The organism is Amycolatopsis coloradensis (assembly GCF_037997115.1).
Taxonomy (GTDB): Bacteria; Actinomycetota; Actinomycetes; order Mycobacteriales; family Pseudonocardiaceae; genus Amycolatopsis; species Amycolatopsis coloradensis_A.
Genome location: NZ_CP150484.1, coordinates 8,690,562 through 8,712,264 on the forward strand (window position 1 = coordinate 8,690,562; position 21,703 = coordinate 8,712,264).

A 21,703-nucleotide genomic window follows, 5' to 3' on the forward strand; every position below is an offset into this window, starting at 1 on the left:
ATGGACACCGATTCCCCATCGAGTACGCAACCACCCGGCGAGCAGGAACTGCGCGAACTCCTGGCACCGTTGCTGGATACCCGGCCCGAGGACGTTCCCGGCGACGCCAACCTGATCCTGCTGGGGCTGACTTCGATCGACATGATGCGACTGGTCGGCCGCTGGCGCCGGGCGAAGGTGCCGGTCGTCTTCGAGGAGCTGGCTTCCGCTCCCACGCTGAACGGCTGGCTCGCCCACTTCGACGGACTGCGGACATGAGCGACGGCACGGTGGTCGCCGACCTCGACCAGGCGTCGGTCGTCCACGGCGTGCACGGCGCGGACGGCGCCTCCGAATGGAAGGCGTTCGCCCGCCGCCATGACCTGTTCGGCTCCTGGGAGGCGGTCGAATGGGCCGCGCTACCGCCCGGCGGGATCAGCGGCGAACACGTGCACACGCGGACCGAAGAACTGTATTTCATCATCTCCGGTTCGGGGACCATGCTCCTCGACGGTCAGGAGCACCCGGTGCGGGGCGGTGACCTGATCCTGAACGGCATCGGCACCCGGCACGGCCTGATCAACACGGGGAACGACCGGCTGACCTGGCTGGTCATCGAAGTGGTCGGTCCGCGAATGGCCGCCGTCTATTCCGAACACCAGAAGCTGACCGAAAATGGGGGAAAACGATGAGCAACGCCGTGGTGATCAATCTTCGCGAGGTGCGAGAGATCGACGCGCGTGTCTTTCTGAGCGGGCCGCTCGGCCGGATCCGGCTGCCGCAGTTCGAGCCCGGCCAACGGGAGACGCTGCTCGCCGAGGACCAGGAGCACACCCTGTTCATCGTGCGCGGCAACGGAACCGCGGTGACCGGATCGACGACCGTGCCGCTGCGCGCCGGCGTCGCACTGACCCTTCCCCTGGGCAGCAGTGTCACGGTGGAAGCGGGCGACGAGGGCCTGGAACTGTTCATCGCCAGCCTTTCCACGCCGCAGGCCGCCGGGGCGTCGCGGTGATCGTCACCAACGCCGAGGGACTGAGCAGAAGCCACGACGGCGGCGCCTGGCGCTGTCTGGCCCGGCGCGGCATGTTGCACAGCGAATGCGAGGCCTTCGACTATCTCCGCTTGCCGCCGGGCGGGACGCGGGACGGGCGCGGCCGGGAAGGTGTCGACGCGGTCTGGTTCGTACTCAACGGTGAAGGGGAATTCCGGAGCGATGCCGAGGATTCCGTCCCGCTGCGGCCTGGTGACCTGGTCTTCTGGTCCGGCGGAACGCGCGGGTCACTGCACAACCCGTCCTCCGCCCACCTCGAACTGCTGTCCTTCGCGGTGCTGCCCACCGCGGTGGCCGACCGGCTCCCCGCCCGGATCCCGGTGGCGCCCGCGCCCTTGACCGGAGCCGAACATGGCTGACCGGCTGATCGTCACGACCCTGGACGAGCTGTCCGAGGTCTACGAAATGCACGGCGGCGAGAAGGTCGCCCGGTGGAAATGCCTTGCCAGGCGGAACAACCTGTTCGGGCCGTGGGAAGCGGTGGAGTGCTCCTTTCTGCCCGCGGGCGGGGCCAGCGGTGTGCACCTGCACAGCCGGACCGAGCAATTCGACTACGTGGTGTCCGGCAGTGGTGTGATGACGATCGACGGCATCGACCATCCGGTCACCGCGGGCGATCTGCTCACCACCTGTCTCGGTACCCGGCACGGCATCCGCAATATCGGTGACGAAGACCTGATCTGGCTGGTCATCGAGGTTTCCGGGCCGGGAATGGTGCCGGGGCTACCCGCACAGGACACCAGTGGCGACCGCGCCGCGGTGATCAAACTCCGCGAAGTCCGCGAGGTCGACGCGCTGGACTATCTGTCCGGGCCGCTGCGCCGGGCACGGCTGATCGAGCTCGCCCCTTGGCAGCGCGAGACCTTGGTGGCCGACGCGCAGGAGCACGTGCTTTTCACGCTCGACGGCATCGGGTCCGCGACGTCCACCTCCACCACGGTCCCGTTGCGCTACGGGGTCTCGGTCGGGGTGCCGTTCCAGAGTTCCGTCACGGTCGAAAGCGGGCCGGACGGGCTGGAGTTCTTCGTGGTCAGCCTGGCCGTCCCGGCGAACGCGGGTGGTGCGAAATGATCGTCTCCAACTCCGGCGACGGACTCACCCGGACCGTCGACGGCAGCGCCGGCGAAGCGGTGTGGCGGTGCCTCGGGCGCCGCGGGATGTTGTTCAGCGAATGCGAATCCTTCGATTTCGTCCGGCTCGCACCGGGGGCGGTTCTCGACGAACGCGGCCGGGGCGACATCGAGGAAGCCTGGTTCGTACTCCGCGGCGAGGCCGAATTCGTCGAAGACGGCGAAGATCCGCTGCTTGCCCGAGAGGGCGAGCTGGTCTTCTGCGCGCACGCGGCGGCCGGCCGATGGCGGAACATCGGCGACTCCCCACTGGAAATGCTGTTCCTGGCGTTGATGCCCGCTTCGGTGAGCCTGCGGTTGCCGACCCGAACACCGTCCGACTGACCAGGAAAGGAGGGCCCTATGAGTCATCAGCGTATCGAGGCCGACGTTCTCGTCATCGGTTCCGGGCCGGTGGGCGCGACCTTCGCGCGCACGCTCGTCGAAGGCGGGCGCAGCGTCATGATGGTGGACGCCGGACCGCAGCTCTCCAGCCGGCCGGGCGAGCACCTGAAGAACCACTTCGCCTACCAGCACAGCCATGAGCGCTTCGGCAGCCTGGTCCGCGGGCATCTGCACCCGCTGTCGAATCCAGGCGCCGATGCGGCGGAGCGTGACCGGTTGATCAGCCTGGACGCGGGCGTCGCCACGTATGCGGTCGGCGGAATGGCCACCCATTGGACCGGCGTGACCCCGCGGCACCACCCGTCCGTCGAACTGTCCGACGCCTTCACCGCCGCCGAGTGGGACCGGCTCTACGGCGACGCCGAGGCACTGCTCGGCACCGGAACCGACCTGACGGCGAACGCGGTCTCACACCAAGTCGTCCTGGGCGCGCTCGCTTCGGAATACCGGGAACTGCCCGACGCGTACGGAGTGCGGCATCTCCCGATGGCGGCGCGGCGCCGCGCCGACAACCCCCGGCTCGTGCACTGGACCGGAACGGACACGGTGCTCGGTCCGCTCGCGGAGAGTGGCGGGGAGGAGTTCGTGCTGCGGGAACAGCACCTGTGCCGCCGCCTCGTACCGTCGGCGGACGGCGAGCGGATCGAGTACGCCGAGATCGAGGACCACCGCGACTGGCGAACGCTGCGGGTCACGGCGAGCACGTATGTCCTCGCCGGTGGCGCCGTGCTCACCCCACAGCTGTTGTACGCCTCCGGTATCCGCCCGCCGGCGCTCGGCCGCTACCTCACCGAACAGCCGGTCGCCTTCTGCCAGGTCGTACTCGGCGACGACCTGGTCGCTCGCGTGGCGGCCGATGAGCGGTTCGCCGAGCGGGTCGCCGCCCACCGGGAACGCCATCCCGCCGATCCCCTGCCCATCCCGCTGGACGACGCCGACCCGAACGTCTGGATCCCGGTGTCACCGGACCGTCCGTGGCACTGCCAGATCCATCGCGACCTGCCCTACGACGATCCGGTGCCGAATCCGGCGATCGACAACCGGCTGGTGGTCGACCTGCGCTGGTTCGGACTCGTCGACCCGCGTCCGGAGAACCGGGTGTGGTTCTCCGACACCGAGCAGGACGTCTTCGGCCTGCCGCGACCCGGCTTCGAATTCTCGCTCAGCGACCGAGACCGCGAACGGCAGCATCGGATGATGGCGGACCTGCGGCGGGCCGCGGCCGCGCTCGGGACGTACCTGCCCGGCTCCGAGCCACGCTTCATCGTTCCCACCCTCCCGTTGCACATCGCGGGAACCACCCGGATGGGCACCGACGCGGACACCAGCGTGGTCGACCCCGGCTCGAAGGTCTGGGGCGTCGAGAACCTCTATCTCGGCGGAAACGGCCTCATCCCGACGCCCAACGCGAGCAACCCGACCCTGACCAGCGTCGCGATGGCCTTGCGGGCGGCGCGCGGAATTCTCGGCACTGCACATCCATCCTCGGCGGAAAGGCGCACAGATGAGCGGCCCCGGCTACTTGTTCCTCGGTGATGAAGAGAAGGCGTTGGTCACTCGCGCGCTGGATACCTGGCAGCTCAACAGGTACCGGTTCGACGAGACCGCCGAACCGTCCATGGTGTTCACGCTCGAACGCGAATTCGAGCAGCGCACCGGCGCCGGCCACTGCTTGGCGGTGAACAGCTGTACCTCCGCGCTGCTCACCGCGCTCGCGGCCTTGGGCGTCGGCCCGGGCGACGAGGTGATCGTCCCCGGCTACACGTTCATCGCCTCCATCGCCGCCATCGTCCACCGCGGCGCGGTCCCGGTGCTCGCCGAGATCGACGAGTCGCTGACCCTCGACCCCGAGGACGTGACGCGCCGGATCACCCCCGCCACCAAGGCCATCCTCGCGGTGCACATGCTGGGGGCACCCGCCGCGCTGGACGAGCTGCGCCGGATCGCGGACGACCACGGCCTGTTCCTGATCGAGGACGCCGCCCAGGCCACCGGCGGCCGGTACCGGGGCCGTGCCCTCGGCACCGTCGGCGACGCAGGCGCCTTTTCCCTCAACCTGTTCAAGATCATCACCAGTGGTGACGGTGGGCTTCTCACGCTCGCGGACGACGCCGTCTACGAACGCGCTTTCGCCTTCCATGACCACGGGTTCAAACCGATGCGCCACGGCATCGCCGACGCCGACTCGCTGTTCGGGCTGAACCTGCGGATGCACGAACTGAGCGGCGCCGTCGCGCTCGGTCAGCTGCGCAAGATCGAGAACATCCTGGAAACACTGCGCAAGCAGAAGACCGCGCTGTCCGAGGCGATCGGCGAGCTGCCCGGTGTCGAGCGCCGGAAGCTCAACGATCCGGACGGCGAATGCCACTCCTTCTTCGTTCTCCGGTTCGAGACCGTGGAGGCGGCGCGCGCGGTGGCCGCCAAGCTCGGCACCACCACGCTCATCGACTCCGGCCGTCACTACTACGGGAACATGCCCCAGCTGATCAGCCGTCGCATGCCCACCGCGTCGGAACATCCCTTCGGCTGCCCGGCCCATCCCACCGAAGCGCGGTACGAGCCGCACATGCTCCCCCGTACCGACGACATCCTCGGCCGGTCGATCACGCTGTCGGTCGGCGTGGTCGACGGCTATCTCGGCGCCGGTTTCGGCATCACCCCGCTCTCGTCACCCGACGAGATCGCGGCCGTCGCCACCGCAGTGAAGTCAGCCGTCAACGAAGTGGTCGCGAGGACATGAACATGCAACCGGTCGAATCGAAACTGGTGGAGACGGGCTTCCCCGCCCACCACTGGCGGGTCGAGGCCCAGCTGCCCGTCGGCTACGACGTCCAGCTGACCACCGGCGTACTCGACCCGTCCAACCCGGCGCTATTGGACGCGGGCACCACCGTCCGCGCCGAACGGCTTCGGCGGTTCGTCGTGGTCGACGCCAACGTCTATGCCATCTACGGCGACAACGTGCGCAAGTACCTGGAGCACCACAACATCGAATACAGCCTCTGCGTCCTGCCCGTCTCCGAGGAGACCAAGACGATGGAGTCGGTGTTCACCGTGGTGAACGGACTCGACGCGTTCGGTATCTCCCGCCGGAACGAGCCGATCATCGCCATCGGTGGCGGCGTCGTGCTCGACATCGTCGGTCTGGTCGGCAGTCTGTACCGGCGCGGGACCCCGTACGTCCGGGTCCCCACTTCGCTGATCGGGCTGGTCGACGCCGGAGTCGGCATCAAGACCGGGGTGAACCACGGCAGCCACAAGAACCGCCTCGGCTCGTACTTCGCGCCGACGGTGGCGCTGCTCGACCGCGATTTCCTGGCCACGGTGGACGCTCGGCACATCAGCAACGGCCTCGCGGAGATCCTCAAGATCGCGCTGATCAAGGACGTGAGGTTGTTCCAGCTGCTGGAGGACCACGCCGAGTTGCTCCTCGCCGAGCGGCTCACCGGTCAGACCCAGACCGGCGACCTCGTCGCCAGTGAGGTGTTCAGCCGGGCGGTGGGCGGCATGCTGGAGGAGTTGCAGCCGAACCTGTGGGAGAAGCAGCTGGAACGGGTGGTCGACTACGGTCACTCGTTCAGTCCCACGCTGGAGATGCGAGCACTCCCCGCGTTGCTGCACGGCGAGGCCGTGACCATCGACATGGCACTGACCACGGTGCTCGCCGAGGGCCGCGGCCTGGTGTCCACAATGGACCGTGAACGGATCTTCCGGCTCATGCGACGGCTGCGCCTGCCCGTCTGGCATCCGTTGATGGAAGCCGAACTGCTGGAACACGCACTCCGGGAGACGGTCCGGCACCGGGACGGGTTGCAACGTATGCCGATCCCGGTCGGGATCGGTGCGGCGTGCTTCCTCAACGACCTCACCGCCGCCGAACTCGCCCGTGCGGCGGAGATCCTTCGCACGCTGCAGGAGACGAAAGCGGACGAGGTGATCGTCACCGACGTCGGCGGCCGGTCCGATGCCGCCGGGAACCGGCTGATCGACCGGGGCGGGCTGAGCAGCACCTGGCAGGCCATCCACTGGGCTTCGCTGCCACCCGGCACCTTCCGTGAGGAGGACACGCGGGCCGGTACGGACAAGTTCTGTTTCGTGCTGGCAGGCGAAGGTGAACTGCGTATCGACGAGGTGCGGCACGATTTGCGCCCCGGCGACCTGATCGCCACCCGAGCCGGTGCGGTGCACCGTTTCGCGAACCAGGGCACGGAGCACCTGAGCTGGCTGATGATCGAAGTGCCCGGAGGTGCGGCATGACCCGGCGGCGGGGCATCCCCGGGGCCAGGGCGGTGCACCATGTCGCCTACACCGTTCCGGATCTGGAGCAGGCGATCGAGTTCTTCGTCGAGGTCATCGGCGCGGAGCTGATCTACACCGAGGGCCCGGTGCAGGACCGGGAGGGCGACTGGATGACCCGCAAACTCGCCGTGGACGCCGCGGCGGTCGCCAGGGTCGCCATGCTCAGGCTGGGGCCGGTGACCAACCTGGAGCTCTTCGAGTACACGGCGCCGGATCAGCGCCGCGAGCTTCCCCGCAACAGCGACTGGGGCGGTCACCATCTGGCGATCCACGTCACGGACGTCGACGCCGCCGCGGCCTATCTGCGAGCCCAACCGGGTGTCCGGGTCCTCGGCGACCCGGAGACGATCACCGACGGGCCGATCGCGGGAGATCGGTGGGTGTACTTCGTGGCGCCGTGGGGGATGCAGCTGGAGTTGATCAACATCCCCGCGGGCGCGCCGTTCGAACAGGAGACCGCCGCGCGCCCGTACCAGTCCGACCGGCCATGGTCCAATCACTGAGGAGCAGCATGACCGAACCATCCGCGCTCGTTCCCGCCGGCCACGGGCCGACGACCTGGTTCGACGGCAATGTCTACACCGTGAAGGCGAGCGCCGAGAGTACCAACGGCGCCATGTCCGTCCTGGAGTCCTCGATCCTGCCGGGAAGCGGTCCGCCGCTGCACGTCCACACGCAGGAGGACGAGGCGTTCTACGTCCTGTCCGGCCAGCTGAGTTTCACCGTCGGCGACGAGCAGTTCCTGGGCAAGGCGGGGGATTTCGTGCTCGTCCCCCGCGGCACCCCGCACTGCTTCAAGAACATCAGCGCCCACGTCGCTCACACGATCTTCGTCTACACCCCCGCCGGGTTCGAGAAGTTCTTCCAGGAGGCGGGAGATCCGGCCGTGCCGGGTATGCCGGTCCCGAAGTGGGGACCGGCGGAGTTCGAACGGGCGGCGGAGATCGCCGTCCGCCACGGCTGGGAGGGACCGAGGACAGGGCAGGAGGCCGGTCGGTGAGCCTCACTTCCTCCCCGCTCCCGGCCACGGTCCCGGTGTCTCGGCGGGCAGTTCGGCCTGCTCGACCTCGGTGCGGAACAGCCGGAAGCCGCGTGCCTGGTAGTTCTTGAGCGCGGCCGGGCCGTCCGTGGTGCAGGTGTGGACCGTGACGCGGCGCGTCGTCGCCTTGCCCGGCCAGCGCTCCGCGAGCGCCCAGGCCTCCCGCAGCGCGACGGTCAGCAGGTGCCCGCCGACGCCCTTGCCGACAAAGGACGACATCAGGCCGAAGTACGCGAGCTCGACTTCGCCGTCCACAGTGCCGTCGAGTTCGAAGTAGCCGCACGGCGTCCCCTGTGCGTAGGCCACCCAGGTCTCGACGCCCGGCCTGTCCAGCCACTCGACCCACTGTGCCCACGTCCAGCCGAGCCGGTCGATCCAGAACCAGTCGCCGCCGACCGCGGTGTAGAGATAGCGGTTCAGTTCCGGGCTGACCAGCTCGGCACGGGTGACCGTCACCGGGACGGCCGGCGGTTTCGCGGCGCTCAGGTCGTCCGGTGAGGTCTGCTCGAGGTGCCAGGTCGTGATCTCCATACGGCGATCATTTCAGCCAGACCCGCAGCGGCCCCAGGGCCGTGTAGCCGTTGCGGAGGGCGGCGTCGAGATCTTCGCCGTGCTCGTAACCGGTGATCGGCAAGCCGGGGAAGCTCGCCGCGACGGCCGAGGTCGCGCCGCGCCAGGCGTCGTCCAGGTCGCCTTGAGTGTACAAATTGGACAGTCCGGCGAAGTCGCCGTCCCGGTTGGCCGTCACCCCGGCGACCCCGTTCGACCACAGGGCGACGGACGGATCTTCGAACCGGTCGCCGACCCGGGCCCAGCCCGGTTCGAGCGGCAGCCGAACCGTGCGGGTGATCCAGGTGGCCTCGAAGAGCACCTCGAAGCCCGCCTGCGAAAGATCCAGGCAGCCGAAGCTGTCCTTGACCGCACAGCCCGGCGAAGTGTCGATCCCGTCCAGCACCTCCGCCGCCGTCGCGTCCGGCGTCAGGGTCATCGCGTCGGGGTACAACGGCGGTGTCCGGCGCGCCGACTTCCAGACGCGGGCGGTGAAAGTGCCCGTCCGGCATGCCGTGTCGCACCAGCGGGCGTTGACCCGCACGGCGTCCGCTACACCCGCGCGAACCACAGCACGTCCGGCTCCCCTTGCGGCACTGGGATCTTCAGCTCGCGCACCTCACCGAAACGCGCCCGGAGCCGCTTCGCGAACGACGGCACCGACTCGGCGCTCCACACTCCGAGCACTCCGCCGGGCCGAAGCCGTGCGGCGAGCATGTCGAGGCCTTCGTCCCGGTACAGCTTCGCGTTCCCGTCGGTGACCGTCCACTCAGGACCGTTGTCGATGTCTAGGCACAGCGCGTCGAACCGTTCTTCCGTCCGGCGCAACCACTTCACCAGATCGGCCTCGACGACGGTGACCCGGTCGTCGGACAGGGCGTCGTCGTGGACCTCCCGGAGCGGGCCCTCCCGGTTCCAGCCGATCACGGCGGGCTCGCGCTCGACGACCACGATCTCGCCGACACCGGGATGGTCCAGCGCGGCGCGCAGCGAATAGCCGACGCCGAGGCCGCCGATCAGCATGCGTGCCTTGCCCGGCACCAGGTCCGCCGCCACCGACACGAGCAACCGTTCGGATTCACCGTTCCGGGTGTCCATCAGGAAGACGCCGTTGGCGATGACCTCGAAGTCGGCTCCGGCCCGGCGGAGCACCAGTTCGCCGCTTTTCCCGGCGACTTTGTCGAGTACGTCGGTCATCCGGGCAGCTTATCGGCGACGGTCACAGCAGTCCCGCCAATTTGTACAGGACGAGGCTGCCGGCGACGGCGACGTTGAGACTCGCGCCGGTGCCCACCATGGGGATTTCGACGACGGTGTCGAGAAGGTCGAGCGCGTCCGGCGGAATGCCCTGCTGCTCGTGGCCGAGCACGGCGATCGTCCGCCCCCGTGCGGGCGCGAGATCGGCGAGACGCACGGCCTCGTCGGCGAGTTCGACACCGACGATCGCCGTGCCCGCCACCCTTTCCCGCTCCAGCCAGCCCGGCGGATCGTGCACCCAGTGCACACAAGCCGGACGGCGCAACGTGTTCCCCCGGCGCAGCGCCTCGGGCACCCACGGAAACCGCGGCACGGCGAGGCAGGCCCCCACCGCGTCACAGGTTCGCAGCAGGGTGCCGAGGTTCGCTCCGTGCAGTGGCCACAGCGGCGCGGCGACGAGATGTCCCCAACAGGAGTGGGCTTTGCTTCTTCTGGCCGCACGCAGTTCCGAAGGCGTGCGGACCCGGATCGACGGGCTCACCGGACGTGAGGCGTCGCGCCTCCAAGGATTGCGAGGATCATGAGGACACTGTAGCGAGAATCACCCCGACGCTCCTAACCTGGTAAGCGTCGGAGGTGATTTCTCATGCAGGCGACCGTCGGAGACGAGATCCACGTGCACGGGCGCACGGTCGGCTCGGCAGAGCAACACGGTGAGATCCTCGAGGTACGCGGCGAGCACGGTGCTCCGCCGTACCTCGTCCGGTTCGCGGACGGACACGAAGGGCTGGTGTTCCCCGGCCCCGACTGCGAAGTCCAGACCCGCGCCGAGTAGTCGTCACTCGGCCAACGCGGGCCGCGGCACGCGGTTCCGCCAGCCCGCCACGACCACGGCCGCGCCGAGCGCGGTCAGCACCGCCGCGATCTCGGGCAGCAGGAGCGGCCCGCCGCCGCTCAGCACCGCTCCGCCGACCAGGCCGGAAAGGCCGACGCCGAGATAGATCGCGGAGGCGTTGAGCGAGAGGACGAGCCCGGCGTTGTGCTTGGACAACTCGATCAGCCGGTGCTGGATCGGCGGGTTGACCGACCAGGTGGCCAGGCCCCACAGGAAGAGGACGACGGCCGCGCCCGCGACGGTGGTCGCCACCAGCGGCAGCAGCGCGAGCACCACGGTGATCCCGCCGAACACGACCAGCAGCGGTCCCCTGGCGCCCCAGCGATCGGTCGCGCGGCCGCCGAGGACGTTGCCGAGCGCGCCGCCCGCGCCGTAGACGAACAGCAGCAGGCTGACCGTCGTGCCGTGGACACCCGCGGTGGCGGACAGGACCGGCGAGATGAAGGTGTAGACGGAGAACGCGGCGAGGCAGCCGAGCACGGTCGCGCCGAGCATGGCGAGGACGCGCGGATCCTTGGCGACGGTGAACCGTTCGGCCAGCCGGACCGGGGGTGGCGCCGGGACGGCGGGCAGGACCAGCCGGACCGCGAAGGCGCCGAGAAGCGAGAAGGCCGCGACGAGTGCGAAGACGGCCTGGTAGCCGACGCTCTGCGAAAGGACGCTGCCGAGCGGCACGCCCAGGATCGTCGCGACAGTGAGCCCGCCGAAGACGAGCGCGACCGCGCGGCCCCGGCGTTCCGGCTAAGTGAGTTCGGCGGCGACGGCGCTCGCGGCCGGGGTGAAGACCGCCGCGCCGATCGCGGTGACGACCCGGGCGAGGAGCAGGGTGACGTAGCCGGGCGCGAGAGCGGCGAGGGCGTTGCCGACGGCGGTGACGACGAGAGCGGCGACCAGGAGCGTGCGCCGCTCCCAGCGGCCGGTGACCGCGGCGAACAGCGGTGAGCCGACCGCGTACGCGATGGCGAAGGCGGTGACCAGCTGCGCGGCGGCCGTCTCGGAGACCGCGAGCTCGCCGGTCAGCGCCGGCAGCAGCCCGGCGACGACGTAGCCGCTGGTGCCGACCGCGAACGTACCGAGCGCCAGCACCGCGGTCCTGGGTGGTGCGAAAGTCATGACTCCCCAGCTCCAGACCCTTCAGATCGCGATTAGCCCGCGAAACGCAGGTCGGCGCCGGATCGCGATCAGGCCGCTAAAGGCGACATGGGGGTCGTTGTTCGATGGTTGTCGTAGTTCGATGGAGACCGTACTACGAACTCGCCGGAAGTTCGAGGGGCGTCGTACTATGGACGGATGGCCGCGACGCAGCAGTACGTCTATCCCGATCAGGACGAGATCCGGATCGAGGCGGTCCTCGCCGCGCTCGCGGACCCGGTCCGGCTCGACATGGTCCGCCAGCTGGCCGAACCCGGCACCGAGATCTCGTGCAGCGGATTCGACGTCGCCGTGACCAAGTCCACACTCACCCATCACCTGCGCACGCTGCGCGAAGCGGGCATCATCATGGGCCGCCAGCAGGGCACCGCGCGCTACAACTCGTTGCGCCGCAAGGATCTCGACGAACTCTTCCCCGGCCTGCTCCAGGGCGTGCTCGCCGCCCGCCGCTGAGGGTGGTCAGCCTCACCCGAAACCGGGATGACAAAGGCACCCTCGATCGGTTGAACTGAACGCAGGACAGCGGGGCCGCACGCGCTGTCTTCTTTTGCGCCTGAGACCTAAATCGATTCAGCTCCCCATCCGCGACGCTGGGCGAGTAATCGTTTACCCAAGTACGACCCCGGAAGGAGAGCCGTGCCCGTCGCGCTGCTCGCGCTCGCCATCGGTGCCTTCGGCATCGGGACCACCGAATTCGTCATGATGGGCGTGCTGCCCGAAGCCGCCGCGGACTTCGGCGTGTCGATCCCGTCTGCCGGTTACCTCATCTCCGGCTACGCGCTGGGTGTCGTGGTCGGCGCCCCGCTGCTCACCGCCGCCGCCGTCCGCCTGCCGCGCAAGACGATGCTGCTGGCGATGATGGGGCTGTTCACGCTGGGCAATGCCCTCTTCGCGCTCTCACCGAACCAGGAGTTCGGCGTCGCTTTCCGCTTCCTCGCCGGCCTGCCGCACGGCGCGTTCTTCGGCGCCGGCGCGGTCGTCGCGTCCAGCCTGGCCAAGCCGGGCGAACGCGCGAAGGCCGTCTCGATGATGTTCATGGGCCTGACCCTGGCCAACGTCGTCGGCGTGCCGCTGGGGACGCTGCTCGGCCAGAAGGTCGGCTGGCGCGCGACCTTCGGCGTCGTCGCCGTGATCGGCCTGCTCGCCATGGCCGCGATCGCGAAACTGGTCCCCCACCAGGGCAAACCGGTCGAGCCGTCGCTGCGTGGCGAACTCGGCGCCTTCCGCCGCCCGCAGGTATGGCTCGCGCTCGCGATCGTCACCTTCGGCCTCGGCGGCGTGTTCGCCTGCCTGTCCTACATCGCGCCGATGCTGACCGACGTCACCGGCTACTCGCCGTCCGACGTCACGCTGCTGCTCTCGCTGGCGGGGGTCGGCATGACGATCGGCAACTACCTCGGCGGCAGGCTCGCCGACAAGGCGCTGATGCCGAGCCTCTACGTCTCGCTGATCGGGCTCGCTTCGGTGCTGGCGATCTTCACCTTCACCGCGAACGGCAAGGTCGGCGCGGCGGTGACGATCTTCTTCGTCGGCCTCGCCGGGTTCATGATCGGCCCGATGATGCAGGCCCGGATCATGGAGAAGGCAGGCGGGACGCCGTCGCTGGTCTCCGCCGCCGTGCAGTCGGCGTTCAACATCGCGAACTCCATCGGCGCCTACCTGGGCGGCCTGGTGATCGCGGGCGGGCTCGGCCTGGTCGCGCCCAACTGGGTCGGCGCGTCGCTGGCCGTGCTGGGGCTCTCGCTGGCCGTGGTGTCCGGCGGCATGGACCGCCGCGAGGCCCGGCTGGCCCCCGCCATGGCTTCCTGACCTCATCAACGCGCGTGAAGGCCCCCTTCCCTCGGCTCAGTCGAGGGAAGAGATCGNGGGGCCCTTCATCGCAAATTTTGCGATGAAAGGCCCCTTCATTGCATCTGGGGTCAGTGGATGACGAGGCCGTGCGCGGCGGCGTAGGCGATCGCGGTCTCGGTGTCCACGTGGACACCGGAGAGGTTCGCCTGCACCAGGCCGTTGGCGTCGAGCCGCGCGCCGCGCAGGTCCGCGCCTTCGAGTTTCGCGCCCGCCAGCCGGGCGCCGGTGAGGTCCGCACCGCGCAGGTCGGCGCCGGTCAGGTCCGCTTCGAGCAGGTTCGCCTCGCGCAGCCGCAGGCCCCCCAGGTCCACTTTGGACAATCGTGCCTTGCCGAGCGAGACCAGCGAGAGATCGCATTCGGTGAAGGCGACCTTCTGGAATCGGCAGTCCACAAAGGACGATCCGAGCATCGAGCAGGAGCTCCACCGCGTGCTCGCCAGCACACTGCGATCGAAGGTGCACGAGCGGAACGCGGACGCCTCGTGGCGCGAGCCTTCGAAGTCGACCTTGGTGAAGTCGCACTGGTCGAAGGTGCAGCCCTGGGTACGCAGCCCGCGCAGGTCGGCTTCGGTGAAATCACAGCCGACGAAACTGCGTTTTTCCCACCATTGCTGGGAAAGAACGGCTTCTCGGTAGTCCTCCGCGGTCTCGATCACCCGTCCAGGATCGCATACCCGTTCACGTCCAGGTGATCCCGCCGAACAAGGCGCGCAGCTTCGCCGCCCGGCGCTCGGACGACGCGGCGATCCAGCCGATCCGGCCGAGCAGATGGGCGCGGAAGTCCGGATGACCGGCCCGGTTCTGCTCCTCCGGGCCGGTCCGGGCGCAGTTGTGGAGCAGTGCGCGCAGGGCGTCGTAGTCGGCCCGCGTCGCGGCGGGCGCGCTGTTGACCACCAGTCCCGCGACCCGTTGCCGCTGGTGCGCGGCGGCGATCGACGTCTTGTCGTCCCTGAGCCGGAACCCCTCGTCGGTCACGATCCGCCGGACCCCTGGCAGCAACCGGTGCAGCGGCAGGGAATCACCGGAGAACGCCAGATCGTCGGCGTATCGCGTGTAGACCGCGCCCAGCGCATGGGCGAGGCCGCCGAGCCGGCGGTCCAGATGGTGCGTGACCGCGTTCGCGACCGCGGGCGATGATGGCGCGCCCTGCGGAAGATGCGTGGCCGCCAGGTTGTTGAGCAGCCGCACGCGCGCCGGGTCCCGCCGTCCCCCGGGAACGGTGGCGAGGACATCCGGCGGAACGGCCGTGGTGAGCACGCCCGCCAGCGCTTCCGCCACGGCGGGCGGATAGCCGGCGAGTGCGAGCAGCGCCGAGATCCGGCGCGCGGACACCGCCGGGAAGAACCCTTCGAGGTCCATCCTGACCACGGTCTCGCGGCCGGCGTGGGGTGCCGCGCACGACAGCGGCGACCGGCCGCGCCGGAATCCGTGTGCGGCCTCGTGCACCGGCAGCGCGTCGACGACGTGCCGCACGATCCGGCGTTGCAGTTCGGCGATCCGCGGCTTCGGCCGCTCGATGAGCCGCACGCCGCCCGAAGCGGTCGGGATCCAGCGGTAGGTGTAGTGCCGGATCGGATCGGCCGCACACCTGTTCCAGCTCCTCGCGTCGGCGAACCACGAGAGTTCGCCGGGCGTCAGGTCGAGGGCGGCAGCGCAGTCGTCGAAGGTCGCCCAGCGGGCCACCTGGAATCGCCAGACCGACGGCAGGGGTTCGAGGAGCGACGCGGAGGTGACTCTTTCTCCTGTCATCCGCGCGGACTCGCACGCGGAGCGTGCCGCCCTCGCGCGGGACGCCTTGTCTCGCTGTCTTCGTGCCCCCCGGGGTTGCCCCGGAGTGGGTGGCGATCCACCGGCTCACCTCCGCGTCGCTGTCGCCACCCTACCGACTTCAGCGACTGGGGATGATCTCCGTGCCGGAGACGTAGCGCATGGCCTCGATGAACTTCGGGTCGTTCATCCGGCGCTCCATCTCCGGATAGTCGAGGTCGACCAGCCGGGTCTGGATCCACCACAGGTTGCCGAACGGGTCGCGGACCCGGCCGACACGGTCGCCGAAGAAGAGTTCGGTCTGCCTCGTCACCTCTTCGGCGCCCGCCTCGACCGCCCGGCGCTGCGTCTCCACGCTGTCCTCCACGTAGAGCCGCAGATACGCCGGGGTGTCGACCCAGTCGTCACGCGAGTCGAACAGCATGACGACCGAGTCGCCGATCCGGACCTCGGCGTGCCCGATCTTCCCGCCTTCGACGTACACCGGTTCACCGATCGGCTCCGCATCGAAGACCCGCTTCAAGAAGTCGATCACGCTCGCGGTGTCGCGCGAGATGATCCACGGGGTGACCGAGTGGTAGCCATCGGGGATCGGGTTGCTCATCGGGGTTCTCCTCAGTCGTCGTGTGCGATGAGAAGAACGCTAGAGCCCGTATAGGACAGATCGTGTCCTAGTGCGATTTCAGCAGAAAGGGCGGCTTCGACTCCTGCCACTCCGGCATGTCCAGCGAGTTGAGCACCTCGACGATCCGCTTCTCTTCGTAGCGGAAATGCGTCTCCATGATCGCCGTGAGGCCGTCCAGTTCCCGTTGGACGTGCAGGATCTCGGCCTCACTCGACCCGGGGCCGACACCGGCGACCAGCTCTTCGAGCCGTTCGATGATCCCGGTCATGACCTCGTGGTCGTGCGCGAGCTCTTCGAGCGACGACCGCAATTCGGGGAATTTCTCCGCCAGCACAAGGAAAGCGCCACCGTCTTCCCCGGTGTGATGCCTGGTCAGCGCCGAGCAGAAGGTGAGGCAATGAGCCCGAAGATCTCGCAGCCGCTCCGCGCGCCCGGCCGCGACCGATTCGAGGTCGTCGTGCAGTGCGGCCAGCTCTTTACGCAGCCAGTTGTGAACCTGAACGAGTTGATTTCCGAACGCCGTCAACCGGCCGTCCGTTCGAGAAGGGGTTTCCATGATTTCCCATGGTCCGGCGCCTCCATGCCCGCGACGGTCTCTTTGCCGGGTGCACTGCGACGCTGGGAACACTTCAGCACGGCCGCCAGGTGATCGTCAAGGGACTTCAGCGGAAGTCGCGGGACTTGGCGGTGATCCGCAGCGGCAGGTGCCTGATCTGTTCGGCGAGGACGTTCACCACCTCGCCCGTGCGCTCGACCACGCCCCGGACCAGCAGCGCGGGACTGCCGCGGGCGACCCGGTGATAGCGCTGCCACACCCCCATCGTGCAGATGACGTTGATCATCCCCGTCTCGTCCTCGAGGTTCATGAAGGTGACGCCGCCCGCGGTCGCCGGCCGCTGGCGATGGGTCACCGCGCCACCGGTCAGCACCTGCGCGCCGTGCGGGATCCCGCGCAGGCCCGCCGCCGTGACGACGCCGAGTTCGTCGAGGTGCTCCCGGATGAACTGGGTCGGGAAGCTGTCCGGCGACACCCCGGTGGCCCAGACGTCCGCGACCGCGATGTCGATTTCGTCCATCCCCGGCAACATCGGAGCCTTGGCCCCGGTGATGAGTCCCGGCAGTTTCTCCGGGCTTTCGTCGGCGACCGCGCCCGCCGCCCAGAGCGCGCTTCGCCTGCTCTCGCCGAAACACCCGAAGGCACCGGCCGCGGCCAGCGCCTCGACCTGCGGTTTGGTCAGCCGCACCCGCCGGGCGACCTCGGACAGACCCGCGAACGGGCCGCCGCGTTCCCGCTCCTCGACGATCTTCTTCGCCAGGTTCTCGCCGATCATCCGCACCGTGGACAGGCCACCCCGCACGGCGAGCAGTTCTCCCCCTTCCGGCAAGGGTTCCAGCGTCGCGTGCGGAAGACTCGCGTTGATGTCCGGGCCGAGCACCGGCACCCCGTGCCGCCGCGCGTCGGCCACCAGCGACTGCGGCGAGTAGAACCCCATCGGCTGCGCACGCAGCAAACCCGCCAGGAACGCGTCCGGATGGTAGTACTTGAAGTACGCGCTCGCGAACACCAGCAGGGCGAAACTCAGCGCGTGACTCTCCGGGAAGCCGAAATTCGCGAACGCCTTGAGCTTGCCGAAGATCTTCTCGGCGAGCTCGTCCTCGATGTCGTTCTTCGCGGCGCCTTCGAGGAAGCGCCGTTTGAGCCGCTCCATCTTCTGTTCGGAACGTTTCGCCCCCATGGCATGGCGCAACTGATCCGCCTCCGCCGGCATGAAATCGGCGATATCGAGGGCGATCTGCATCATCTGTTCCTGGAACAACGGGACACCGAGGGTCTTTCCCAGCGCGTTGGCCAGTTTCGGATGGTCGAAATCCCATTTCTCCTGGTCGTTCTTGCGCCGGATGTAGGGATGCACCGAACCACCCTGGATCGGGCCGGGGCGGATGAGCGCGACCTCGACCGCCAGATCGTAGAACGTCTTGGGACGCAAGCGAGGCAGCGTGGCCAGCTGCGCACGGCTCTCCACCTGGAAGACACCGATCGCATCGGCGCGGCAGAGCATTTCGTAGATGTTCTGATCCTTGAGATCCAATTCGGAGATGTCGACCTCTTCCCCTTTGTGGTCACGAACCAGATCGATCATATAATGCAGGGCCGACAACATTCCGAGGCCGAGCAGGTCGAATTTGACCAGCCCCGCTGCAGCACAGTCGTCCTTCTCCCACTGCACGACACTGCGGTTCTCCATACGGGCCCATTCGATCGGGACGACCTCGCTCACCGGCTGACGGCAGATCACCATCCCGCCGGAATGGATGCCCAGATGCCGCGGGAAGTCTTCGAGCGCGCAGGCGAGTTCCACGACCTCTTCGGGGATGTCGTGATCGTGGTCCTTCTCCGTGGCGCGCAACGCACCCCAGCGGTCGATCTGCTTGCTCCACGCGTCCTGCTGGCCTGGCGAGTACCCGAGTGCCCGCGCCGCGTCCCGGACCGCGGACCGGGCCCGGTAGGTGATCACGTTCGCCACCTGCGCGGTGTTCAGCCGCCCGTATTTCTCGTAGACGTACTGGATCGCCTCCTCACGGCGATCGGATTCGATGTCGAGGTCGATGTCCGGGTAACCGTCGCGATCCGGGGCGAGGAAGCGTTCGAAGAGCAGGCCGTAGCGCACGGCGTCGACCTTGGTGATGCCGAGCGCGTAACAGACCGCCGAATTCGCGGCCGATCCCCGGCCCTGGCAGAGGATCTTGTTGGCCCGGCAGAAGTTCACGATGTCCCAGACGATCAGGAAGTAGCCGGGAAAGCCCAGTTCTTCGATGATGTCCAGTTCGTGGTCGATCAGCTTCCTGGCTTTTTCGCGGTACTCCTCGTCCTTGTTCTTCTCGTGCTCCTCCGCGCCTTTCTCGGTGAGGTACCGCAAGTAGGACGCTTCGGTGTGGCCTTCCGGAACGGCGAACGGCGGCAGTTCCGGTTTGATGTGATGGAGCTCGAACGCGCACTCCCGGCCGAGCAGCGCCGCTCGCTGCACCGCGCCCGGGTACCGCTCGAAGATCTCGGCCATCTCCTCCCCCGACCGCAGGAACGCCGTCCCCGCGGCGGGCAGCCAGCCCTCCATGTCCTCCAAGCCTCGCCGGGCGCGGATGGCGCTGAGCGCGTCGGCGAGCGGAGCTCGCTCCGGCCGGGCGTAGTGCGCGGCCGTGGTCGCCACCGTCGGCAGGCCGAACTCGTCGGCCATCTCGCTCAGCAGATCATTGTGCGTGCTGTCCAAGGGAAGGCTGTGGTCGATGAGCTCGACGTAGACGTTCTCCCGGCCGAAGCAGTCGATGAGTTCCTTCAGCCGCACGACGGCCGCGGCGGGGCCTTCGGTGACGAGCGCCTTGCGCACCGCGCCCTTGCGGCAACCGGTGAGCACCACACACTTCCCGCGTACCTCTTCGGCGACCGCGCGCAGGTCGTAGACCGGCCTGCCCTTCTCCGCCCTTTCCTTGGGGGACAACGACTGCCTGTCGAAGCCGTACAGCTGGCCGGCGGTGATCGCCCGGTTCAGGCTCAGGTACCCGTCCTGTTGCTTGGCCAGCAGGAGCAGATGCTCGCCCTCGGGGTCGGCGGACCCGTTCTGCGGCCCTGAAAGGCCGAAACTGAGCTCCGTGCCGAAGACGGTGTGCACGCCCAGCTCCCTCGCCGCCTCGGCGAAGCGCACCACTCCGTACATGCCGTCGTGATCGGTGAGCGCGATCGCGTCCAGGCCCAGCCTCGCCGCTTCCTCCACCAGCTCCTCGGGATGACTCGCCCCGTCCAGGAAGCTGAAGTTCGAATGGCAGTGCAGTTCGGCGTACGGCACCCGGTGCGCGGTGGCGCCGTCGTCGTCACCGATCAGCCCGGTCAGATCCGCGGGCGGCTGATAACCCTGCCGTTTGGCACTCCAGGCGGGGCTGTCCCCGCCGTCGCCGGGCGGCACCTCGCCCGCGAGCTCGCGGGCGAGGTCCTTCCATGGCCGCGGAGGGTTGTTCCAGCCCATCGGTCACCGGTTCTCGGTCGAGGTTCTCGGCGCGGGGACGAACACTTCCGCGCGCGGGACGCGGGCCGCCCAGGCGGTGTCCAACTCGGCACGTTGCACCGGGATGGCCGGTTCCTCCAGCCAGCGTCGCACCAGCCGCGTGTACTCCTCGTCCATGGTCAGTCGTACTTCCCTTCCAGTGTCCACATCGGATTCTTGTGGTGCTCGAAGCGCAGCAGCACCGCCTCTTCTGCGTCCTGCCCGTCGGCCAGCAGCACCTGCACCCGCATCCGGGTCCCCGACCGGGCGTGCCCCGCTCCGGCCCGGACACCGACGAGCCACGGCCCGGCCCAGGCGATGACCTCACGCGGCTCACCACCCTCGAAACTCACGAGGAACGGAGCGGCGGTGACCCGGCGCCGCGCGGTGATCTCCACGACGCGCCCGTTCTCGTCCAGCACTTGAGCGGGTACCGGGCGGGCGAACACCGTCGCCGGGGAGGGCGACGGGAGCCGCCCTGCCCAGTTCGCGTCCGCCTGCGCCGACTTCTCCCGCCTGTCGCCCCACGGCACCAGCCGGACCCGCTCGGCGGGATCGCGACCGCCGTCGAGCACCGCGGTGAAGACGCTCTCCGGGCCGAGCAACCCCTGCACCCGCACCAGCGCGCGGCCGGCACGTTCACCGGACAGACTTTCGTCCTCTGTGGACGGACGCAGCACACCCGTCGCACCCGCCTGCCACAACCCCAGCTGGAGCGACCGCCCTTCGACCGTCTCCTCCGGCTCCAGCCGCAACCGCACGACGCCGGAGTGGGGACGCGCCGAGGTGTCCCGGACCTTCAGCCAGCCTTCGAACTGCCAGCGCACCCTGTCCGCGACACCGAGCGGGGTCAGCGGTTCGGCGCAGCGCCACACCCGGCCGAGTTGTTCGCCGGTCTCGGTGGTGGCGTAGATGCCGAGCCGGGTGCAGGCCAGCCCGTGCGCGGCGAGCCCGGCGTGGAAGCGTTCGCCGAGTCCTTTCGCCACGAACGCGGCGGCGTCGACCCGGTCGATCGGCGGGTCGAACGCCTTCGCCAGGGAGAGTTCCGGTGGCGGCCGTCGACGCGACGGCGGACGTTCGGACCGTCCTCGCGCCAGCCGGTGCGCGAGCACACCCTCCGCCCCGAAGCGCGCGGAGACGTCGCTTTCGTCGAGCGCCGCGAAGGCGCCCAGCGTGTGCAGGCCGAGCTGTTTGAGCAAGGTGACCAGCTCGGCGCGGCCCGCCTCGGGCTGATCGAGCTCGCGGATGGGCAACGGGGCCAGGAATTCCGCCGTGCCACCGGGTTCGACCAGCGTCGAACGGTGGGCGGCGAGCGTCGCGGCGAACAGGCCGTCGGCGACGCCGACCTGACTTTCCACTCCCGCCGCCACGGACACCTCGTCCACGAGTCTTTCGAGAAGGCCGTGCTCACCGCCGAAGTAACCGGCCGCGCCGTCGACCGGGACGGCGACGATCCCCGGGCGTACCACCTCGACACCGACGGCCAGCTCCTCCACCGCCCGTGCGACGGACTCGAAGAGCCGGGCGTCACGACCGTCGTCCTCGCCGAAGACCGCCAGCTCCGGACAGCAGGACTGGGCCTCGCGCCGCCGCATCCCGCGGCGGACGCCGTATCCCCTGGCCACCGCGGTGCAGGCGACCACGCGGTTCGCCGAGAAGACCGCGGCGGGACGGCCGACGGGTTCGCCCGCGACGGCCGCGGCGGCGACCGCGGGCCAGTCCGGGCACCACAGCACCAGCATGCGCAC

General features: G+C 69.0%; 25 protein-coding genes and 1 pseudogene. 14 read left to right on the forward strand and 12 right to left on the reverse strand.

Annotated elements, in window-relative coordinates:
• The 11 genes from LCL61_RS40655 to LCL61_RS40705 are packed head-to-tail and all read left to right on the forward strand — an operon-like array spanning position 1 to position 7,846.
• The gene (locus LCL61_RS40655) at positions 1-258 is read left to right on the forward strand and encodes a phosphopantetheine-binding protein (protein ID WP_340684652.1); all 258 of its coding nucleotides are present in this window, start codon (positions 1-3) and stop codon (positions 256-258) included.
• Positions 255-671: a cupin domain-containing protein gene (locus LCL61_RS40660; RefSeq protein ID WP_340684653.1), complete on the forward strand. Its 417-nt coding sequence runs from the start codon at positions 255-257 to the stop codon at positions 669-671. Before LCL61_RS40655 ends, LCL61_RS40660 begins: the two co-directional genes overlap by 4 nt.
• Complete coding sequence (locus LCL61_RS40665) at positions 668-994, forward strand: hypothetical protein (protein WP_340684654.1); 327 nt, start codon at positions 668-670, stop codon at positions 992-994. The genes LCL61_RS40660 and LCL61_RS40665 overlap by 4 nt, the downstream gene beginning before the upstream one ends.
• A complete protein-coding gene (locus tag LCL61_RS40670) occupies positions 991-1,392 on the forward strand; it encodes a cupin domain-containing protein (protein WP_340684655.1) in 402 nt (133 codons plus the stop codon). Before LCL61_RS40665 ends, LCL61_RS40670 begins: the two co-directional genes overlap by 4 nt.
• The gene (locus LCL61_RS40675) at positions 1,385-2,104 is read left to right on the forward strand and encodes a cupin domain-containing protein (RefSeq protein ID WP_340684656.1); all 720 of its coding nucleotides are present in this window, start codon (positions 1,385-1,387) and stop codon (positions 2,102-2,104) included. The genes LCL61_RS40670 and LCL61_RS40675 overlap by 8 nt, the downstream gene beginning before the upstream one ends.
• Positions 2,101-2,487 (forward strand): cupin domain-containing protein, encoded by a 387-nt coding sequence (locus LCL61_RS40680; RefSeq protein WP_340684657.1) that lies wholly within the window; start codon positions 2,101-2,103, stop codon positions 2,485-2,487. The genes LCL61_RS40675 and LCL61_RS40680 overlap by 4 nt, the downstream gene beginning before the upstream one ends.
• An 18-nt stretch (positions 2,488-2,505) precedes the next feature.
• Positions 2,506-4,083 (forward strand): GMC oxidoreductase, encoded by a 1,578-nt coding sequence (locus LCL61_RS40685; RefSeq protein WP_340684658.1) that lies wholly within the window; start codon positions 2,506-2,508, stop codon positions 4,081-4,083.
• Positions 4,052-5,287, forward strand: coding sequence for a DegT/DnrJ/EryC1/StrS family aminotransferase (locus LCL61_RS40690; RefSeq protein ID WP_340684659.1), 1,236 nt, complete (start codon positions 4,052-4,054; stop codon positions 5,285-5,287). The genes LCL61_RS40685 and LCL61_RS40690 overlap by 32 nt, the downstream gene beginning before the upstream one ends.
• A 2-nt stretch (positions 5,288-5,289) precedes the next feature.
• Positions 5,290-6,804 carry an iron-containing alcohol dehydrogenase gene (locus LCL61_RS40695; RefSeq protein ID WP_340684660.1) on the forward strand — a complete coding sequence of 505 codons (1,515 nt, stop codon included), beginning with the start codon at positions 5,290-5,292 and terminating at the stop codon, positions 6,802-6,804.
• Positions 6,801-7,349, forward strand: coding sequence for a VOC family protein (locus LCL61_RS40700; protein WP_340684661.1), 549 nt, complete (start codon positions 6,801-6,803; stop codon positions 7,347-7,349). Before LCL61_RS40695 ends, LCL61_RS40700 begins: the two co-directional genes overlap by 4 nt.
• An 8-nt stretch (positions 7,350-7,357) precedes the next feature.
• Complete coding sequence (locus tag LCL61_RS40705) at positions 7,358-7,846, forward strand: quercetin 2,3-dioxygenase (protein ID WP_340684662.1); 489 nt, start codon at positions 7,358-7,360, stop codon at positions 7,844-7,846.
• 3 nt (positions 7,847-7,849) lie between these two features.
• Here LCL61_RS40705 and LCL61_RS40710 read toward each other — a convergent pair whose 3' ends face one another.
• The 4 genes from LCL61_RS40710 to LCL61_RS40725 are packed head-to-tail and all read right to left on the reverse strand — an operon-like array spanning position 7,850 to position 10,172.
• A complete protein-coding gene (locus tag LCL61_RS40710) occupies positions 7,850-8,416 on the reverse strand; it encodes a GNAT family N-acetyltransferase (RefSeq protein WP_340684663.1) in 567 nt (188 codons plus the stop codon).
• A gap of 7 nt (positions 8,417-8,423) precedes the next feature.
• Positions 8,424-9,005 (reverse strand): hypothetical protein, encoded by a 582-nt coding sequence (locus LCL61_RS40715; RefSeq protein ID WP_340684664.1) that lies wholly within the window; start codon positions 9,003-9,005, stop codon positions 8,424-8,426.
• On the reverse strand, positions 8,987-9,631 hold the full coding sequence (locus LCL61_RS40720) for a spermidine synthase (protein ID WP_340684665.1): 645 nt from the start codon (positions 9,629-9,631) through the stop codon (positions 8,987-8,989). The genes LCL61_RS40715 and LCL61_RS40720 overlap by 19 nt, the downstream gene beginning before the upstream one ends.
• 22 nt (positions 9,632-9,653) lie before the next feature.
• Positions 9,654-10,172, reverse strand: a complete 519-nt coding sequence (locus LCL61_RS40725) for a TrmH family RNA methyltransferase (RefSeq protein ID WP_340684666.1) — start codon at positions 10,170-10,172, stop codon at positions 9,654-9,656.
• A 105-nt stretch (positions 10,173-10,277) separates the two neighbouring features.
• On the opposite strand from LCL61_RS40725, the gene LCL61_RS40730 reads away from it, so the two are divergent.
• Positions 10,278-10,466, forward strand: a complete 189-nt coding sequence (locus tag LCL61_RS40730; protein WP_125680051.1) for a DUF1918 domain-containing protein — start codon at positions 10,278-10,280, stop codon at positions 10,464-10,466.
• A gap of 3 nt (positions 10,467-10,469) precedes the next feature.
• On the opposite strand, the pseudogene LCL61_RS40735 reads toward LCL61_RS40730, so the two are convergent.
• A pseudogene (locus LCL61_RS40735) lies at positions 10,470-11,639 on the reverse strand (MFS transporter).
• Positions 11,640-11,816: 177 nt separating this feature from the next.
• Here LCL61_RS40735 and LCL61_RS40740 point away from each other — a divergent pair.
• Together LCL61_RS40740 and LCL61_RS40745 are read left to right on the forward strand one after the other, a co-directional pair.
• Positions 11,817-12,131 (forward strand): ArsR/SmtB family transcription factor, encoded by a 315-nt coding sequence (locus tag LCL61_RS40740; RefSeq protein ID WP_034304518.1) that lies wholly within the window; start codon positions 11,817-11,819, stop codon positions 12,129-12,131.
• A gap of 183 nt (positions 12,132-12,314) precedes the next feature.
• Positions 12,315-13,487 carry an MFS transporter gene (locus LCL61_RS40745; RefSeq protein ID WP_340684667.1) on the forward strand — a complete coding sequence of 391 codons (1,173 nt, stop codon included), beginning with the start codon at positions 12,315-12,317 and terminating at the stop codon, positions 13,485-13,487.
• A gap of 110 nt (positions 13,488-13,597) precedes the next feature.
• Here LCL61_RS40745 and LCL61_RS40750 read toward each other — a convergent pair whose 3' ends face one another.
• From LCL61_RS40750 to LCL61_RS40780, 7 genes are all read right to left on the reverse strand, one after another.
• Positions 13,598-14,185, reverse strand: coding sequence for a pentapeptide repeat-containing protein (locus LCL61_RS40750; RefSeq protein ID WP_340684668.1), 588 nt, complete (start codon positions 14,183-14,185; stop codon positions 13,598-13,600).
• 22 nt (positions 14,186-14,207) lie between these two features.
• Complete coding sequence (locus LCL61_RS40755; RefSeq protein WP_340684669.1) at positions 14,208-15,278, reverse strand: reverse transcriptase family protein; 1,071 nt, start codon at positions 15,276-15,278, stop codon at positions 14,208-14,210.
• 139 nt (positions 15,279-15,417) lie between these two features.
• Positions 15,418-15,900, reverse strand: coding sequence for a VOC family protein (locus LCL61_RS40760; protein ID WP_340684670.1), 483 nt, complete (start codon positions 15,898-15,900; stop codon positions 15,418-15,420).
• Positions 15,901-15,967: 67 nt separating this feature from the next.
• A complete protein-coding gene (locus LCL61_RS40765) occupies positions 15,968-16,477 on the reverse strand; it encodes a hemerythrin domain-containing protein (RefSeq protein WP_340684671.1) in 510 nt (169 codons plus the stop codon).
• Positions 16,478-16,583: 106 nt separating this feature from the next.
• A complete protein-coding gene (locus tag LCL61_RS40770) occupies positions 16,584-19,937 on the reverse strand; it encodes an error-prone DNA polymerase (protein ID WP_340684672.1) in 3,354 nt (1,117 codons plus the stop codon).
• Positions 19,938-19,940: 3 nt separating this feature from the next.
• Entirely contained in the window at positions 19,941-20,093 is a 153-nt protein-coding gene (locus LCL61_RS40775) for a hypothetical protein (RefSeq protein ID WP_340684673.1), read from the reverse strand.
• A gap of 2 nt (positions 20,094-20,095) precedes the next feature.
• Entirely contained in the window at positions 20,096-21,697 is a 1,602-nt protein-coding gene (locus tag LCL61_RS40780; RefSeq protein WP_340688807.1) for a DNA polymerase Y family protein, read from the reverse strand.
• Positions 21,698-21,703 lie beyond the last annotated feature (6 nt).